The 14896-nt window shown below is 69.0% G+C and carries 19 protein-coding genes; 6 read left to right on the top strand and 13 right to left on the bottom strand.

Going from position 1 to position 14896, the window contains the following annotated elements:
• From A5706_RS07710 to A5706_RS07675, 8 genes are all read right to left on the bottom strand, one after another.
• Positions 1–877: DUF6779 domain-containing protein (locus A5706_RS07710; protein WP_369831821.1), on the bottom strand; the 877-nt coding region annotated here is incomplete at its 3' end.
• An 88-nt stretch (positions 878–965) separates the two neighbouring features.
• Entirely contained in the window at positions 966–1442 is a 477-nt protein-coding gene (locus A5706_RS07705; RefSeq protein WP_068128779.1) for a DUF3180 domain-containing protein, read from the bottom strand.
• Positions 1442–1984, bottom strand: a complete 543-nt coding sequence (gene folK / locus A5706_RS07700; RefSeq protein WP_068128777.1) for a 2-amino-4-hydroxy-6-hydroxymethyldihydropteridine diphosphokinase — start codon at positions 1982–1984, stop codon at positions 1442–1444. Before folK ends, A5706_RS07705 begins: the two co-directional genes overlap by 1 nt.
• The gene (folB, locus tag A5706_RS07695; protein WP_068128775.1) at positions 1981–2382 is read right to left on the bottom strand and encodes a dihydroneopterin aldolase; all 402 of its coding nucleotides are present in this window, start codon (positions 2380–2382) and stop codon (positions 1981–1983) included. The genes folK and folB overlap by 4 nt, the downstream gene beginning before the upstream one ends.
• Entirely contained in the window at positions 2375–3199 is an 825-nt protein-coding gene (gene folP / locus A5706_RS07690; protein WP_156767009.1) for a dihydropteroate synthase, read from the bottom strand. The genes folB and folP overlap by 8 nt, the downstream gene beginning before the upstream one ends.
• Positions 3196–3828: a GTP cyclohydrolase I FolE gene (gene folE, locus A5706_RS07685; RefSeq protein ID WP_068128772.1), complete on the bottom strand. Its 633-nt coding sequence runs from the start codon at positions 3826–3828 to the stop codon at positions 3196–3198. Before folE ends, folP begins: the two co-directional genes overlap by 4 nt.
• Before the next feature lie 17 nt (positions 3829–3845).
• Positions 3846–6221, bottom strand: coding sequence for an ATP-dependent zinc metalloprotease FtsH (gene ftsH / locus A5706_RS07680; RefSeq protein WP_068128770.1), 2376 nt, complete (start codon positions 6219–6221; stop codon positions 3846–3848).
• A 188-nt stretch (positions 6222–6409) separates the two neighbouring features.
• Positions 6410–6811: a VOC family protein gene (locus tag A5706_RS07675; RefSeq protein WP_068128768.1), complete on the bottom strand. Its 402-nt coding sequence runs from the start codon at positions 6809–6811 to the stop codon at positions 6410–6412.
• A gap of 78 nt (positions 6812–6889) precedes the next feature.
• Here A5706_RS07675 and A5706_RS07670 point away from each other — a divergent pair, with 78 nt between their 5' ends.
• The 3 genes from A5706_RS07670 to A5706_RS07660 are packed head-to-tail and all read left to right on the top strand — an operon-like array spanning position 6890 to position 10058.
• A complete protein-coding gene (locus tag A5706_RS07670) occupies positions 6890–7855 on the top strand; it encodes an alpha/beta fold hydrolase (protein ID WP_156767008.1) in 966 nt (321 codons plus the stop codon).
• Complete coding sequence (locus A5706_RS07665) at positions 7855–9045, top strand: LLM class flavin-dependent oxidoreductase (protein WP_068128788.1); 1191 nt, start codon at positions 7855–7857, stop codon at positions 9043–9045. Before A5706_RS07670 ends, A5706_RS07665 begins: the two co-directional genes overlap by 1 nt.
• On the top strand, positions 9045–10058 hold the full coding sequence (locus tag A5706_RS07660; protein ID WP_068128764.1) for a zinc-binding dehydrogenase: 1014 nt from the start codon (positions 9045–9047) through the stop codon (positions 10056–10058). Before A5706_RS07665 ends, A5706_RS07660 begins: the two co-directional genes overlap by 1 nt.
• 51 nt (positions 10059–10109) lie before the next feature.
• Here the strand turns inward: A5706_RS07660 and A5706_RS07655 are convergent, their stop codons facing one another.
• The 4 genes from A5706_RS07655 to A5706_RS34915 form a co-directional block, all read right to left on the bottom strand.
• On the bottom strand, positions 10110–10394 hold the full coding sequence (locus tag A5706_RS07655) for a WXG100 family type VII secretion target (protein WP_067015078.1): 285 nt from the start codon (positions 10392–10394) through the stop codon (positions 10110–10112).
• Between the two features lie 29 nt (positions 10395–10423).
• A complete protein-coding gene (locus A5706_RS07650) occupies positions 10424–10720 on the bottom strand; it encodes a WXG100 family type VII secretion target (RefSeq protein ID WP_068128762.1) in 297 nt (98 codons plus the stop codon).
• A gap of 78 nt (positions 10721–10798) precedes the next feature.
• On the bottom strand, positions 10799–11917 hold the full coding sequence (locus A5706_RS07645) for a PPE family protein (protein WP_068128760.1): 1119 nt from the start codon (positions 11915–11917) through the stop codon (positions 10799–10801).
• Positions 11918–11946: 29 nt separating this feature from the next.
• Entirely contained in the window at positions 11947–12699 is a 753-nt protein-coding gene (locus A5706_RS34915; protein ID WP_068128758.1) for a PE family protein, read from the bottom strand.
• A gap of 182 nt (positions 12700–12881) precedes the next feature.
• On the opposite strand from A5706_RS34915, the gene A5706_RS07635 reads away from it, so the two are divergent.
• Together A5706_RS07635 and A5706_RS07630 are read left to right on the top strand one after the other, a co-directional pair.
• Positions 12882–13250 (top strand): hypothetical protein, encoded by a 369-nt coding sequence (locus A5706_RS07635; protein ID WP_068128756.1) that lies wholly within the window; start codon positions 12882–12884, stop codon positions 13248–13250.
• 73 nt (positions 13251–13323) lie between these two features.
• Complete coding sequence (locus A5706_RS07630) at positions 13324–13614, top strand: hypothetical protein (protein ID WP_068128754.1); 291 nt, start codon at positions 13324–13326, stop codon at positions 13612–13614.
• 15 nt (positions 13615–13629) lie between these two features.
• Here the strand turns inward: A5706_RS07630 and A5706_RS35175 are convergent, their stop codons facing one another.
• Positions 13630–13845, bottom strand: coding sequence for a hypothetical protein (locus tag A5706_RS35175; RefSeq protein ID WP_068128752.1), 216 nt, complete (start codon positions 13843–13845; stop codon positions 13630–13632).
• A 303-nt stretch (positions 13846–14148) separates the two neighbouring features.
• Between A5706_RS35175 and A5706_RS07620 the strand changes: the two genes are divergently transcribed.
• On the top strand, positions 14149–14859 hold the full coding sequence (locus A5706_RS07620) for an SIMPL domain-containing protein (protein ID WP_068128750.1): 711 nt from the start codon (positions 14149–14151) through the stop codon (positions 14857–14859).
• The last annotated feature ends 37 nt before the right edge of the window (positions 14860–14896 follow it).

The raw sequence follows: 14896 nt of genomic DNA, 5'->3' as shown, positions 1-14896 counted from the left end.
CGGCGCCGTAATGACGGGCGCGCCGCCCGCCCGGCGATTCGACACCCGCGGCGGGGGCCTGCCAGTCCTGCATCTGCGGCTGCGGCTGCGGCTCTGGTCGCGGCGGGGGCGGCGGCTGGCGCTGCTCGTATCGCGGCTGCTCCGGCGCCGGCGGCGGCGTCATGTACGGCGGCTCCTGGGAGACCACGTACCGCGCGTCTTGGCGGACGTCGTACTGGAACCGCTCGCGCGGGGGTGGCGGCTGTCGGGGCGGTAGCAGCGGCTCCTCGGGCACGTCGATGATCGCGGCTTCGTCCGGGTGGCCGGGTGGGTTCTCCCGGGCGACCGACGCGACGCGATCGCTGGGCACCCAATCCGGGTTGCTCTCGCCGTTGCGTTCCCACTCGCTGTACGCCCGGCCGCGGGGCGCCTCGGTCTCGTGGGTCTCGATCGCGGGGCGCTGCTGTAAGTCGGTGTCGAACAGGATCTCGAGGCTGGTACGCAGGGCGCTCAGTTCGGCGCGCAGCGCCGCCAGGTCGTCCTCGGCCTGGGCGCGCAGCTCGGATGCCAGCTCGCGGCGCAGCTGCGACTCCACGGTCAGCTCGTATTCGCGGCGGGCCGAGATTTCCCGGTCCAGCTGCAGGTCGTAGACCAGCTTCAGGTCCCGGACGCGGGACTGGTCCGCATCGCTTTGGCGGCGGTAGAGCACCGAAACGAAGGCGCCGGCGACTGCGGCCCACAGCGCCAGGATTACAGCGAGCTTGAGGAGTTCCACCCGATTGGTGAAAACCAGTGCGGAACTGGCTCCCATCGCGAGGACCAGCAACGCCGTCAAGAGCACCCACCCCGGCCTGCGGCCGCCGCGCCGAACCCGGGCGCCGCGGGACAGAACGGTCATGGCCTGAGAGTACCTGCGCGAGGTCACTCCGCGTGTCGCGCGGCACCGGCGATTCCCAACCCGGTCGATCGCCGTCCCACCGGGAGCGTCAGGTTTCCGCACCCTCGCCGTGCTCGGTCGGATCCTGCGGGGACTTGCAGCAATGCTGCAGCCACAGCGCGGCGACGACCAACGCCAGCGCGCTGACGGCGGCCACCACCGTGCCGGGGGTGTCGTGCTCAGCCGCCCGCAGCCACGACCGCCGCGGCAGGAAGTACACCAGGACCCCGGCCCACCAGCCCAGCACCAGCGCGCCCACCCAGGCGGACGCCTTGGCCACCACCACGCTGCGCGCCACCGCTAGCGGGTGCAGCCAGCCGGGCCCGGCGCCGATTTCGCCGTCGTTGATCTTGACCCGCACATAACGCGCCCAGAGCGCCTCGGCGATGGCCACACCGAGCAGCGGCAGCCCGGTCAACACCGTGATGGGCGGAAACCAGCGATACAGCGAGACCACCAGCAGGTAGCCCAACACCGCAGCGCCGACCACCGCGGCCGTCAGGTCACGCTTGCGGGTCGGGCCCATCAGGCGTCCGATTCCGGGTTTCTGTCGAGCTCGAGCGTCAGGTTGGACAGCCGAACGCCGGCCCGGTCGGCCGGGTCGAGCTCGGCGAGCAGCTGCGCGACGGGGCGCCGCCCCTCGGCCACCGTCAGGCGCGCGTCCGGCTCGATGGCCAGCCACGGCACCATCACGAAGGCGCGCAGGTGGGCCAGCGGGTGCGGCAGCGTCAGGTTGGGCTCGCGGGTGACCACTTCCGTGTCGCCGTCGGCGTAACAGGCAACCAGGTCGACGTCGAGCGAGCGCGGGCCCCAGCGCTCGCCGCGGACCCGGCCCGCCGCCCGCTCGAATTCCTGCGCCCGGCTCAGCCAGGCCTGCCCGTCGCACGCGGGGTCGTCGGCGACGAGCACCGCGTTGAGAAACGGGGCCTGATCCACCCGGCCCCAGGGATCCGTCTCGTAGACGGGAGACACCGCGACGACGGCGTTGCCGAGTCCGTCGACGACCGACTGCAGCCGGGCCAACCGGTCGCCCAGGTTGGACCCGATGGACAGCACGACGCGGCTCACACTGCCCCACCGGCCGGGATCACCGAACCGCGACCGCCGCGCCGCGACCGCCGCACCACGACGGCCACGTCGGCGAACTGTTGCGGGATAGGGGCCTGCGGCTTGTGCACGACCACCTCGACGGCGTGCACGCGCCCGTCGTCCATCACCCGCTCGGCGATCTCGGCCCCGACCGTTTCGATCAGCTTGCGCGCCGGCCCGGCGACGATGTCCGCGGCCAGCTGCGCCAGCGCGCCGTAGTCGTAGGTGTCGGACAGGTCGTCGCTCGCGGCGGCGTCGGCCAGGTCGATCCACACCGTGATGTCGACGACGAAATCCTGGCCGGTGGCGCGCTCGTGTTCGAAGACCCCGTGCCGGCCGCGAACGGCCAAGCCGCGCAACTCGATTCGATCAGCCATTCTGAGTCCAGGCCTCGACAACCTTGAGGGCATCGACGGAGGCGCGCACGTCGTGCACCCGCACTCCCCAGGCCCCGTGCAGGGCAGCCAGCGCGGAGATCACCGCGGTCGCCGTCTCGCGCCCGTCGGGCGGTCGCGGCGACCCGTCGGGTCCGGCCAGCAACGTGCCGAGAAACCGCTTGCGGGAGGCGCCCAGCAGCACCGGAATCCCGGTGGCCACGAGCTGCGGCAGCGCGTGCAGCAGCGCCCAATTGTGTTGTCCCGTCTTGGCGAATCCCAGGCCGGGGTCGATCACCAGCTTGTCGGGATCGACGCCGGCGGCCACCGCGTCGTCGACGTTGGCGAGCAGCTCACCGCGGACCTCGGCCACCACGTCGCGGTAGTGCGGGGCCTCGTGCGGGCGCTCGGGCGACACCGGCCGCCAGTGCATCAACACCCACGGCACGCTGGCCTCCGCGAGCAGCGGGGCCATCGCCGGGTCGGCGCGACCGCCGGACACGTCGTTGACGATCCGCGCGCCGCTCTGCAGCGCGGCCCGCGCGACGTCCGCGTGCATGGTGTCGATGCTGACCGTAATACCCTGTGCCGCAAGCTCCTTGACGACGGGAACGACGCGCGACGCCTCGACCCGCGGGTCGATGCGGACGGCCCCGGGCCGGGTGGACTCGCCGCCGACGTCGATGATGCCCGCGCCCTCGGCGACCATCGCCAGGCCATGGGCGACGGCGTCGTCGGCATCGAGATAGCGCCCGCCGTCCGAGAACGAATCGTCGGTGACGTTGAGGACTCCCATCACCTGCACGGGCGCCGGACTCACTTGCGCAGGATGAGATCGAGCGCTTCGGCCCGGGAGGCGGGACTGGTCTTGAAGATGCCGCGCACCGCCGAGGTCGTCGTCACGGCGCCGGGCTTGCGGACGCCGCGCATCGCCATGCACAGGTGCTCCGCCTCGACAACGACGATCGCCCCGCGCGGATCGAGCTTGTTCACCAAGGCGTCGGCGATCTGGCTGGTGAGCCGCTCCTGAACCTGGGGCCGCTTGGCGTACAGGTCCACCAGTCGGGCGATCTTGGACAGGCCGGTCACCCTGCCGTCCCGGCCGGGGATGTAGCCGACGTGGGCCACCCCGTGAAACGAGACCAGGTGATGCTCGCAGGTCGAGTACAGCGGGATTTCCTTGACGATCACCATCTCGTCGTGGTCCTCGTCGAACATGGTGTTCAGGACGCTGTCGGGGTCCGTATAAAGCCCGGCGAACATCTCCCGATATGCGCGCGCGACGCGGGCGGGGGTGTCCTGCAAGCCATTTCGATCGGGGTCTTCCCCGATGGCATACAACAGTTCGCGGACCGCCGCCTCGGCGCGTTGCTGGTCGAACGCCCGGATGCGCGGAGTCGGTTGGGGGGTGACCGACCCTAAATCGGGCTCCAAATCCGGGAGAGCCATTCGGATCCTCCGTTTCGTCAGCCGTGCGCCGGTGGGTTGGACCGGCTCACGTCGTCATCCTCTTTCTCCGGAGACTTGCCGGCATCCGGATGGGATTGACCGGGCGGCGGATAGGGCGGATACGGCGGGTAGGGCGGCTGGGCCGGCGGGACCGGCTGCCCCGGGTAGCTCGGCACCGGCTGCGGCCAGTACGGCTGCTGCGGGGGCTGCGCGGGCGGATACCAGTAGTTCGGCTGCTGTTGGTGCTGTGGGGGCGGCGGCCATCCCGGCGCATGCCAGCCCGCCGGGGCGCCGTAGTCCGGCTGGGTGGGGCCGTGCGGAGCGGGCTCCCGATTGCCGCCCGGCTGGCCGCCGTGAGAACCGTTGGGGCCGTGGGCGTTTCTGTCGGCCTCCGCGCGGGCGGCCTCGGCGGCTTCGCTGGCCGCGGCGATGGCCGCCTTGAAGGCCGGTTCGGCGACCGGTGGTGGCCACGGCTCGCCACGCTCCATGGCCAGCTCGCCGGGCGTCTTGATCGGCGGCTTGTCCGAGGGGATGCGGCCACCGAAGTCGTCGAACATGGTGAGCCGCGGGCGCTTTTCGACGCCGGAGAAGATGCCCTCCAGCTCGGGCCGGTGCAAGGTTTCCTTCTCCAACAGCTCACCGGCCAGCGTGTCGAGCACGTCGCGGTACTCGGTGAGGATTTCCCAGGCCTCGGTGTGCGCGGCCTCGATCAGCTTGCGCACCTCGTCGTCGATGTCGCGGGCGACCTCGTGGGAGTAGTCGGCCTGCGTTCCCATGGTGCGGCCCAGGAACGGGTCGCCGTGCTCGGTGCCGTACTTGACGGCGCCCAGCTTGGAACTCATCCCGAATTCGGTGACCATCGAGCGCGCGATCTTGGTGGCCTGCTCGATGTCGGACACCGCGCCCGTGGTGGGCTCGCGGAACACCAGTTCCTCGGCGGCGCGCCCGCCCATCGCGAACACCAGCTGGGCGATCATCTCCGAGCGGGTCCGCAGGCCCTTGTCTTCCTCTGGCACCGCCACCGCGTGCCCGCCCGTGCGTCCGCGGGCCAGGATCGTCACCTTGTAGACCGGGTCGATGTCCGGCATCGCCCAGGCCGCCAGCGTGTGCCCGCCCTCGTGATAGGCGGTGATCTTCTTCTCCTGCTCGCTGATGATCCGGCCCTTGCGGCGCGGGCCGCCGATCACCCGGTCCACCGCCTCTTCCAGTGCGGGGCCGGTGATGACGGTGCCGTTTTCGCGGGCGGTCAGCAGCGCCGCCTCGTTGATGACGTTGGCCAGGTCGGCGCCGGTCATACCGACGGTCCGCTTGGCCAGCCCGTCCAGGTCGGCGTCCGGGGCGATCGGCTTGCCCTTGGAGTGCACCCTCAAGACGGCCCGACGGCCGGCCAGGTCGGGGTTGGAGACGGGGATCTGGCGGTCGAAGCGGCCGGGCCGCAGCAGCGCCGGGTCGAGGATGTCGGGGCGGTTGGTGGCCGCGATCAGGATTACGCCGGCGCGGTCGCCGAAACCGTCCATCTCGACCAGCAACTGGTTGAGCGTCTGCTCGCGCTCGTCGTGGCCGCCGCCCAGCCCGGCGCCGCGCTGACGGCCGACCGCGTCGATCTCGTCGACGAAGATGATGCACGGGCTGTTCTGCTTGGCTTGCTCGAACAGGTCTCGCACGCGCGAGGCGCCGACGCCGACGAACATCTCGACGAAGTCGGAGCCGGAGATCGTGAAGAACGGCACCCCGGCCTCGCCGGCGACGGCGCGGGCCAGCAGCGTCTTGCCGGTTCCGGGCGGACCGTAGAGCAGCACGCCCTTGGGGATCTTGGCGCCCAGTGCTTGGTACCTGCTGGGGTTCTGCAGGAAGTCCTTGATTTCGTAGAGCTCCTCGACCGCCTCGTCCACGCCCGCGACGTCGGCGAAGGTGGTCTTGGGCATGTCCTTGTTGAGCATCTTCGCCCGGGACTTGCCGAACCCGAAGCCCATCCGGGCGCCGCCCTGCATGCGGGAGAACATCACGAACAGGCCCACCAGCAACAGCAGCGGCAGCACGTAGACGAGCAACTCGCCCAGGATGCTGCCCTCGTTCACGACGGTGCTGACCTTCGCGTTCTTGGTGTTGAGCGCGTTGAACAGGTCGACCGCGTATCCGCTGGGGTATTTGGTGATGACCTTGTCGGAGTTGTCGGTGTCCTTGTTGCCCTTCTTCAGGGTCAACCGCAGCTGCTGCTCGCGATCGTCGATCTGCGCGCTCTTGACGTTGTCGCCGCTGATCTGGGCCATCGCCACCGAGGTGTCGACGGGCTTGTAACCGCGGGTGTCGTCGCTAAAGTAAAAAAACGACCAACCCAGCAGCACCACAACGGCGATCGCCGTGAGGGTGCGAATCACGTTTTTCCGGTTCATCAATCATCGGCCTCGTCGGCCAGGTCCTTCCCCGATACACGAAGCTGCAAAAGTCCAGGCTACCGCTAGCGGCTGCTGCCAGCCCCGGCAGAGCCGGGAGGCAGCGGCACGCCACCGTCTTGACGAATCAACGAGCGGCAGTTCCCGGTCTGGTTCCCGGCGTGGCAAACCACACAATCGCCGAGCCGTCACTCGTAGTAGCGGGCCTCGACGACGTTGCCGTCCGGGTCGGCGAAGTAGTACGTCTGCGGTGCCCACCCCCGGGCCCCGAAGCTGTGGGTGAGCCGCGCGCCGGTGTCCACGCCCGCGGCTTGCAGGCGCGCGTCCAGCGCGTCGTACTCGCCTTTCGACAGCGCGAGGCAGACGTGGTTGAGGCGGTGGCCGGCACTTCCTTCGGCCACCGCGGACGAGGCCATCTCGACCGGCATCAGATCGATGATGGAGTCGTCGCACACCCGCACGCTCGGGAACGGCGCCTCGCCCGCCTCGAACTCCGCAAAACGTTCCGGCGTCAGCCCGACCACTCGCGTGTAGAAATCCATCGCCGCGCGCGCGTCCCTCGTCCAAAGAACCACGTGGTCCAATCGCATCCCCAAATTATGGGGCGGGGCGAACAGGCGATAAAGAAAGCCCTTCTCAGCCCGGGGTCCTTGTGATTTGGTGAAACCGTGCTTTCGTCAACCCAGCGGTTAGTAGACACAAATGGCGTGCAATTGCGGGTGACCGAGGCGGGAGATCGCGGCGCGCCCGTGGTGATTCTGGCCCATGGCTTTCCCGAGTTGGCCTATTCATGGCGACACCAGATACCGGCCCTCGTCGAGGCCGGCTATCACGTGCTGGCACCCGATCAGCGCGGCTACGGTGGATCGTCGCGTCCGGACCCGATCGAGGCGTACAACATTCACGAGTTGACCGCCGACCTGGTCGGATTGCTCGACGACGTCGGCGCCGAGCGCGCCGTGTGGATCGGACACGACTGGGGTGCGCCCGTCGTGTGGCATGCGCCGCTGTTGCACCCCGCACGGGTGGCGGCGGTCGCCGCGCTCAGCGTTCCGGCGCTGCCCCGCTCGCAGGTGGCGCCGACGCGGGCGTGGCGCAAGCTGTTCGGTGAGAACTTCTTCTACATCCTCTACTTCCAGGAGCCCGGCGTCGCCGACGCCGAACTCGGCGGCGACCCCGCCCGCACCATGCGACGGATGATGGGCGGCCTCAACGGTTCCGGCGGCGCGGACGCGCTGCTGCGGATGGCCGCCCCTGGTCCCGAGGGCTTCATCGACCGGCTTGCCGAGCCGGACGGGCTACCGGCTTGGATCAGCCAGGACGAGCTCGACCATTACATCGCCGAGTTCTCCCGTACGGGATTCACCGGCGGCCTGAACTGGTACCGAAATTTCGACCGCAACTGGGAGACCACCGCCGATCTCGACGGCGCGAAGATTGGCGTGCCGTGCCTCTTTATCGCCGGAACCGGCGACCCGGTGCTGTCCTTCACCAGCCGCGACCGCGTTTCGGAGGTGATCTCCGGCCCGTACCGCGAGGTGCTGATCGAGGGGGCCGGACATTGGCTGCAGCAAGAACGGCCCGACGAGGTGAACGCGGCACTGCTCGAGTTCCTCAAAGGAGTGGAATGGTGATGGGTGTCCCGCTGCGTTTCGGCGTTTTCATCACGCCTTTCCATCCCATCGGCCAATCCCCTACGGTCGCTTTGGAATACGACATGGAGCGCGTCGTCGCGCTGGACCGCCTCGGCTTCGACGAAGCCTGGTTCGGCGAGCACCACTCGGGTGGCTACGAGCTGATCGCCTGCCCGGAAGTGTTCATCGCGGCCGCGGCGGAGCGCACGAAGCACATCCGGTTGGGCACCGGAGTGGTGTCGCTGCCCTACCACCACCCGCTGATGGTGGCCGACCGCTGGGTGCTGCTGGACCACCTGACCCGCGGCCGGGTCATGTTCGGCACCGGACCCGGCGCGCTGCCGTCGGACGCGTACATGATGGGCATCGACCCGGTCGATCAGCGACACATGATGCAGGAATCCCTCGAGGCGATCCTGGCGCTGTTTCGCGCGGGCCCGTCCGAACGGGTCGACCGCCACACCGACTGGTTCACGCTGCGCGACGCCCAGCTGCACATCCGCCCCTTCACCTGGCCCTACCCGGAGATCTCCACGGCGGCAATGATTTCCCCGTCCGGCCCGCGGCTGGCCGGCGCGCTCGGCACATCGCTGCTCTCGCTGTCGATGTCGGTGCCGGGCGGTTACGCCGCGCTCGAGAACACCTGGGAGGTGGTGCGCGAGCAGGCCGCCAAGGTCGGCCGCGACGAGCCGGACCGGACTTCGTGGCGGGTATTGAGCATCATGCACATTGCCGACAGCCGCGAGCAGGCCATCGAAGATTGCACGTACGGGCTACAGGATTTCGCCAACTACTTCGGCGCGGCGGGCTTCGTGCCGCTGTCCAACGAGGTCGACGGCGAGGCGCAGACGCCGTACGAGTTCGTGGCGGACTATGCGGCCAAGGGAAATTGCTGCATCGGCACGCCGGACGACGCGATCGCGCACATCGAAGACCTGCTCGAACGGTCGGGCGGTTTCGGGACATTGCTGATGCTCGGCCACGACTGGGCCTCCCCGGAAGCGACTTACCACTGCTATGACCTGATGGCCCGCAAGGTGATTCCCTACTTCAAGGGACAGCTCGAGGCGTCGCGGTCGTCACACGACTGGGCCAGGGGCATGCGCGACCAATTGATCGGGCGCGCCGGCGATGCCATCGTCAAGGCCATCACCGAGCACGTCGACGAGCAGAAAGGCGTGGAAAGCTGATGCGCGCTGCGGTGTTACGAGACGGACGGATGGTCTACCGCGACGACGTGCCCGAACCGGTGCCCGGCCCGGGTCAGGTGCTGGTCGGCGTGCGGGCGTGCGGAATCTGCGGCTCCGACTTGCACTTCGCCGCCCACGGCGACGAGGTGATGGAGATGACGGCCCGGGTGGCCGCCGACGCCGGCGGCATGGGCGTCGACCTGAACAGCGACGTCTACATGGGTCACGAGTTCAGCGCCGAGGTGCTCGAAGCCGGACCGGATACGGACACCCATCCGCCGGGGACCATGGTCACCTCGATTCCGGTTCTGTTGTCTCCCAAGGGCGTCGAGCCGATCGTCTACAGCAACAGCACGATTGGCGGCTACGCCGAACGGATGCTGCTCTCGGCGCCGCTGCTGTTGCCCATCCCCAACGGCCTCGATTACAAGCATGCCGCGTTGACCGAACCTTTGGCGGTGGGATTGCACGCCGTCAACAAGTCCAACATCACGCCAGGCGAGACCGCCCTGGTGCTCGGTTGCGGTCCGATCGGGATCGCGATCATCGCCGCCCTTCGAGCCCGCGGCGTGGAAACCATTGTGGCATGCGACTTTTCCCCGAAGCGGCGCGAGCTGGCCACCGCGATGGGCGCCCACCAGACGCTCGACGCGGCCCAGGGATCACCCTTCGACTCCGTCAAAGCCGCGGTCGTGTTCGAGGCGATCGGGGTGCCGGGAATCATCGATGACGTGCTGCGCCGCGCGCGGCCCGGCACCCGCCTGGTCGTCGCCGGGGTGTGCATGCAGGCCGACACCGTGCATCCCTTCTTCGCGATCGCCAAGGAGATCAGCGTGCAGTTCGTCCTCGCCTACAACCCGGAGGAGTTCGGCGACTCGCTGCGCGCGCTGGCCGAGGGCGAGATCGACGTCACGCCGGTGATCACCGGGGAGGTCGGGCTCGACGCGGTCGGCCAGGCCTTCGACGACCTGGCCGACCCCGAGCGGCACTGCAAGATCCTGGTTACGCCTTAGGCCGATGGTGGCGACCCGCCGCGCCCGGCTCCGCCGCGCTTGCGATCGCCACTAAGCCCAGCTGGATCCGACGGTGCTGTCGGTGCTGGCCATGTTGCTTCCGGCCGCCTGCACCTTCTGGCCGTGGGCGTTGGCCTGTTCGTAGATCACCTGGAAGTTGCGGCCCAGCTCGGTGACGAACTGTTGACAGGCCGTCGAGCCGGCGCCGCCCCAAAAGTCGCCGGCGGCAAGCACATCGCGAACGATGGCCTGGTGTTCGGCTTCCAGTGACGCGGCCTGCGCGCGGATGGTGGCGCCGTGTGCGTCGACATCACCGAATTGATAATTGATCGTCATGCGAGTCTCTCCTGCTCTTGATCGGTTGGCTAGCTGCCCAGCACCTGCTGGGAGGCCTGTTCTTGCTGCTCGTAGTTGTTGGCGTCGCGGACCAGGCCGTCGCGCACCCCGTGCAGCATGGTGACGATGTTGCGGAAGGCCTGATTCATCTGGCCCATGGTGTCCAGCGAGGTCGCCTGCGCCTGGCCGCTCCAGCCCGCGCCGGAGATGTTCTGCGAGGACGCCCACATCTTGCGGGCCTCGTCCTCGACGGCCTGGGCGTGGACCTCGAAGCGGCCCGCCATGTCGCGCATCGCGTGCGGATCGGTCATGAATCGTGCGGTCATGTCATATCTCCTTCGAAAAGAGTTGTGGTGTTTGCTAATTGGTTATCGGTGAACTGCGGAACCGCTCCCTCCCCTCGGTCATCCGACCACGCGGGGGAGCACGCTGACTCGTGGCAATTCGGCGGCACCGGATGCCCGCATCTCCATGCCCGCGACCGTGGTGGCGGGAAGGCTGCGGGCCATCATCGGCGACGCCGCGGGGGCGCCCGATATCGGTGACACAGCCGGTGCCTCGGCGGCCGGAGCCGACGCCGGCGTCCAGCCCGAAGGCACCGACAGACCGCCGACCGAGCTGGCCTGGCCCATCGCCGCCGCCGGCGCCAGGTGGGCGGGAACCCGCATCTCCGGCATCACGCGCATAGTCGGCACGGAGGGCGTCGCGGGCATGAAGGCCGGGCGCACGGTCGGGGCGGGCGCGACCGTCGGCGCCATTACGCCCGGGTTCGGCGTCGTCGCTCCCGGCGTCCCCGCGCCCTGGCCGAGCGGCGCGCTGAGCAGCTGCGCGAATTCGCCTATGCCGGACTGGAAGCCACTTAGCAGCGATGGTCCGGCCGCGTTGAGTTCCGACGGAATCGCCGACAGCCCCATGAGCGCTTGGGTGGCCAGGCCCTGCGCGGCGCCCTCCAGATTGCTGACGGCCGTTCCGATGGCGCCGCCGGCCAGGCCCACCAGGTTTGTGGTGACCGGTGCCGTCGCCATCGGGGCCAGCGCGGACGCCGTCGTCGACGACGCAGCGTAGGCGTACATCGCCGCGGCGTCTTGGGCCCACATCTCGGCGTATTGCGCCTCGGTCGCGGCGATCGCCGGGGTGTTGATGCCCAGGAAGTTGGTCGCAACAAGGGTCATCAGCATGGCGCGGTTGGCGGCGATCAGCGGCGGCGGGACGGTGGCGGCAAAGGCCGCTTCGTGCGCGGCGGCCGCGGCGACTGCCTGCATCCCGGCCTGCTCGGCCTGCGCGGCGGTGCTGTGCATCCACGCCACATATGGCGCGGCGGCGCCGGCCATCGCGACCGATGACGGGCCCTGCCAACCGGCGTCGGCGAGCTCCAAGATCACCGACCCGTAACTGGTTGCGGCCAAACGCAGCTCGGCGGCCAACCCGTCCCAGGCCGCCGACGCGGCCAGCATCGGCGCCGAGCCCGGGCCGGCATACATCAGCGCGGAGTTGATCTCCGGAGGCAACGCGGCGAAGTCCATTGGTAGATCCCTTCTTTGAGTGGTTGTTGCTAGGCGCGCGCCGGCAAGGCCTGGGTGGGGCCGGCGGGTGACGGGTAGGCGGGCACGTAGTGCTCGGGCTGAACGGTCCCCGGGTAATTGGGTCCGGGCGTAACCGTCACCGGTTGAGCGGGCATCGCCGGCGCAGTCGCCGGGCTGAGGGGCGTGGCGGGAGCATGCTGAGTCGGTGCCGGGTGGACGGGCGCAGCGGGCGCTGGATGGGCGGGAGCCGGGTGGGCCGGCGCAGCGGGCGCCGCATGGGCGCCGTAGCTGAAGCGCGCATAGGGGTCCACGCGACCGCCGCCGTAGTTGCCGCCGGCGTAACCGCCGTAACCGCCGCCATAGTTGCCGCGGGCGTAACCGCCGTAACCGCCGCCATACGGCGCCCGACCCGCGGGTGCAGCGCCATAGACCGCCGGCGGCGCGGGGGCGGGCCGAGGGGGCGCGACGTGCGCCACCTTGACACCTCCGGCCTGCCCTGCGTTCGCCGCCTCGGCGGCGGCATACGCGTTGGCGGCGAGCCCCAGGGCGTGGACGAACTCCTCGTGGATCAGGGCCGCCTCGGCGCTGATCGCCTGGTAGAGCTGGCCGTAACCGGAGAAGGCCGTCGCCGTCACCGCTGAGACCTCGTCGGCCGCGGCCGGGATGACGCCGGTGATCGGAAATGCGGCGGCCACGTTGGCCGCGCTGACGGCGGAGCCGATAACGTGCAGCCGGCCGGCCGCCGCTTCCAGCAGCTCCGGCACGGTGACGACAAACGACATGTGGTGTTCCTCCTGATGCGAACCGCGGTGCCGAAGTCCGGCACCCGCTGACGTTGTTGGGACACTGTGTCATAAATTATGAATGTATGTCTAGTCTTATGCGGATATTTCTCGAATCTTGTCTTCGGCTCGCAGTTCAGGACGCTTTGACCGGGTTTTGGCATCCGGTTACTCTGGGAGGCATGCCGAGAACCAACGCCGCCGGGTGGGGGCTGAAGCGCCTCCTCGAGGCGACGCTGAACCGCGACATCACCATCGAGCAGTTGCGCGACGCCTGCGGCGTCACGAAGGGCCGGTGGTACGGCGGCGTCGGGCGGGCGAACGCCGACGACTTTCCGGACGCCGAGGAGGCGCGGCGCGCGGCACACGCCTTCGGGCTGAGCGCCACGTGGCTGCAGGTCGAACTCGGCCTCATCACGCTCGACGACGTGCGCGGGGCCCTGGATGAGTCGAGGTCCCTGGACCCCTTCCAGGTCACCACCCGTCAGCGCGTGCTGCAGGTCCCCACTCCACCGGCGGAGCCACCGCGCGACCAGCTAGATGAGCGGTAACGTCATTGTCACTGGTTGGGCTGTCGAGCTATCGACACGCCGAACACCCGGCGTGATGTGACGGGAGGGAACCATGAAGCACTGCATCGTCGGCGGCCTGGCTGTGGTGCTGATGGCCGGGGGGCTGATCGCGTCGGCGCCGCCGGCCAGCGCCGGTTGTGTGTACGGGGGACCCGTTATCAGCAAGTGCGACGACCCCATCCAGCCCGACGGCACCTGGCAACGTTGTGTCACCTTCACCCACCTGATACCCAGCGGCGCCAGTTCCTTCCTGGTGCCCGAACGGCGCTGCGATCTGATGGGACCCGGTCAGAATCCCGGGGGTTTCGGCTTCGCCGACCCACCGACGCACCTCGACGGCTGATACTCCGCTCCGGCGTCATCCCCCGACCGACGGCGCAGGCACCACCGTCGGCTTGAATCCGTATCGGGGAGCGGCGAAACTGCCCATCAGCGGCACACCACCAAGGGCGTTGGTGGTGTGCTCGGCGGCAACGAGGCCATGGAGCGTGGTGGCATTTCCCGCCCGCACCAACGCATTCAGCGCATGCATTTCGTCCGCGGCGGCCGCGGGCGTGCCGGGCTGCGTGATCACGATCGAGATGCGTGTCCTCCCAAAACTCAATTCGATCAAAGGATTTCGGTCACCGAAGGCAGCACCGAGGCAGCTCAGAGGTTAGGCCCGACCCGGCCGGTCACCGCAACCCCCTGGACCGTATTCATTGGCGGGTAGGGAACTGTTCACTTAACTGCGCCAATGTGCTGCGAGTTATAGCTAAGGAATGAAATACGTTGCAAACCAACATGATTAGAGTTCATCATGAACTTCGGTCGGATTGCCACGACACGCGGTCGGCTTTGCCGACGATTAATGCGCGGCCGGGCGTAGGGTCCACACATGGTCCGCAAATCGATCGCTTTCGCCGCCGCCGGCTTGACCGTCGCCGCATTGTCGGCGTGCGACAAGCACAGTGCCGCGCCGGCGCCCGGGGCTAATCCGCGCCAGGTGACCGTCGTCGGCTCGGGGCAGGTTCAGGGCGTCCCGGACACGCTGACCGCCGATGCCGGCATCGAGTCCACCGCACCCGACGTCACCGCCGCGATGAACCAGACCAACGATCGTCAGCAGGCGGTGATCAATGCGCTCGCCGGCGCGGGCCTGGACCGCAAGGACATCAGCACCACCACTGTCACCCTGGAACCCCAGTACGGCAACGGCACCGCGACGATCACCGGCTACCGCGCGACCAACGCGATCCGGGTCAAGATCCACCCGACCGACGCCGCGTCACGGATGCTGGCCCTCATCGTCACCACCGGCGGCGACGCCACCCGGATCAGCTCGGTCAGCTACTCCATCGCCGACGACTCGCAGCTGGTCAAGGACGCCCGTGCGCGGGCATTCGACGACGCCAAGGCCCGCGCCGACCAATACGCCCAGCTGTCCGGCCTTCGGCTGAGCCGGGTGCTGTCGATATCGGAAGTGTCCGGCAGAGAGCCCATGCCAGGCGGGCCACCGGCGCCGCCCCGGAGCGCGGCCGCGGTCCCGCTCGAACCCGGCCAGCAGACCGTCAGCTTCTCGGTGACCGCGGTGTGGGAGCTCGACTAAGGGTCTCTCGGCGAGATCGACGGTGGCCCGGAAAATT

The organism is Mycobacterium sp. E796, from assembly GCF_001672815.1.
GTDB lineage: Bacteria > Actinomycetota > Actinomycetes > Mycobacteriales > Mycobacteriaceae > Mycobacterium.
This window is presented reverse-complemented; position numbering and strand designations above follow the sequence as displayed.

Coding starts and splice junctions, on each gene's coding strand:
- A5706_RS07635 (WP_068128756.1), top strand. CDS start 12,882: ATGCCGAGAACCAACGCCGCCGGGTGGGGGCTGAAGCGCCTCCTCGAG.
- A5706_RS07645 (WP_068128760.1), bottom strand. CDS start 11,917: ATGGACTTCGCCGCGTTGCCTCCGGAGATCAACTCCGCGCTGATGTAT.
- A5706_RS07665 (WP_068128788.1), top strand. CDS start 7,855: ATGGGTGTCCCGCTGCGTTTCGGCGTTTTCATCACGCCTTTCCATCCC.
- A5706_RS07650 (WP_068128762.1), bottom strand. CDS start 10,720: ATGACCGCACGATTCATGACCGATCCGCACGCGATGCGCGACATGGCG.
- A5706_RS07620 (WP_068128750.1), top strand. CDS start 14,149: ATGGTCCGCAAATCGATCGCTTTCGCCGCCGCCGGCTTGACCGTCGCC.
- A5706_RS34915 (WP_068128758.1), bottom strand. CDS start 12,699: ATGTCGTTTGTCGTCACCGTGCCGGAGCTGCTGGAAGCGGCGGCCGGC.
- A5706_RS07660 (WP_068128764.1), top strand. CDS start 9,045: ATGCGCGCTGCGGTGTTACGAGACGGACGGATGGTCTACCGCGACGAC.
- folE (WP_068128772.1), bottom strand. CDS start 3,828: ATGGCTCTCCCGGATTTGGAGCCCGATTTAGGGTCGGTCACCCCCCAA.
- A5706_RS07655 (WP_067015078.1), bottom strand. CDS start 10,394: ATGACGATCAATTATCAATTCGGTGATGTCGACGCACACGGCGCCACC.
- ftsH (WP_068128770.1), bottom strand. CDS start 6,221: ATGAACCGGAAAAACGTGATTCGCACCCTCACGGCGATCGCCGTTGTG.
- A5706_RS07630 (WP_068128754.1), top strand. CDS start 13,324: ATGAAGCACTGCATCGTCGGCGGCCTGGCTGTGGTGCTGATGGCCGGG.
- A5706_RS07675 (WP_068128768.1), bottom strand. CDS start 6,811: ATGCGATTGGACCACGTGGTTCTTTGGACGAGGGACGCGCGCGCGGCG.
- A5706_RS07705 (WP_068128779.1), bottom strand. CDS start 1,442: ATGGGCCCGACCCGCAAGCGTGACCTGACGGCCGCGGTGGTCGGCGCT.
- folB (WP_068128775.1), bottom strand. CDS start 2,382: ATGGCTGATCGAATCGAGTTGCGCGGCTTGGCCGTTCGCGGCCGGCAC.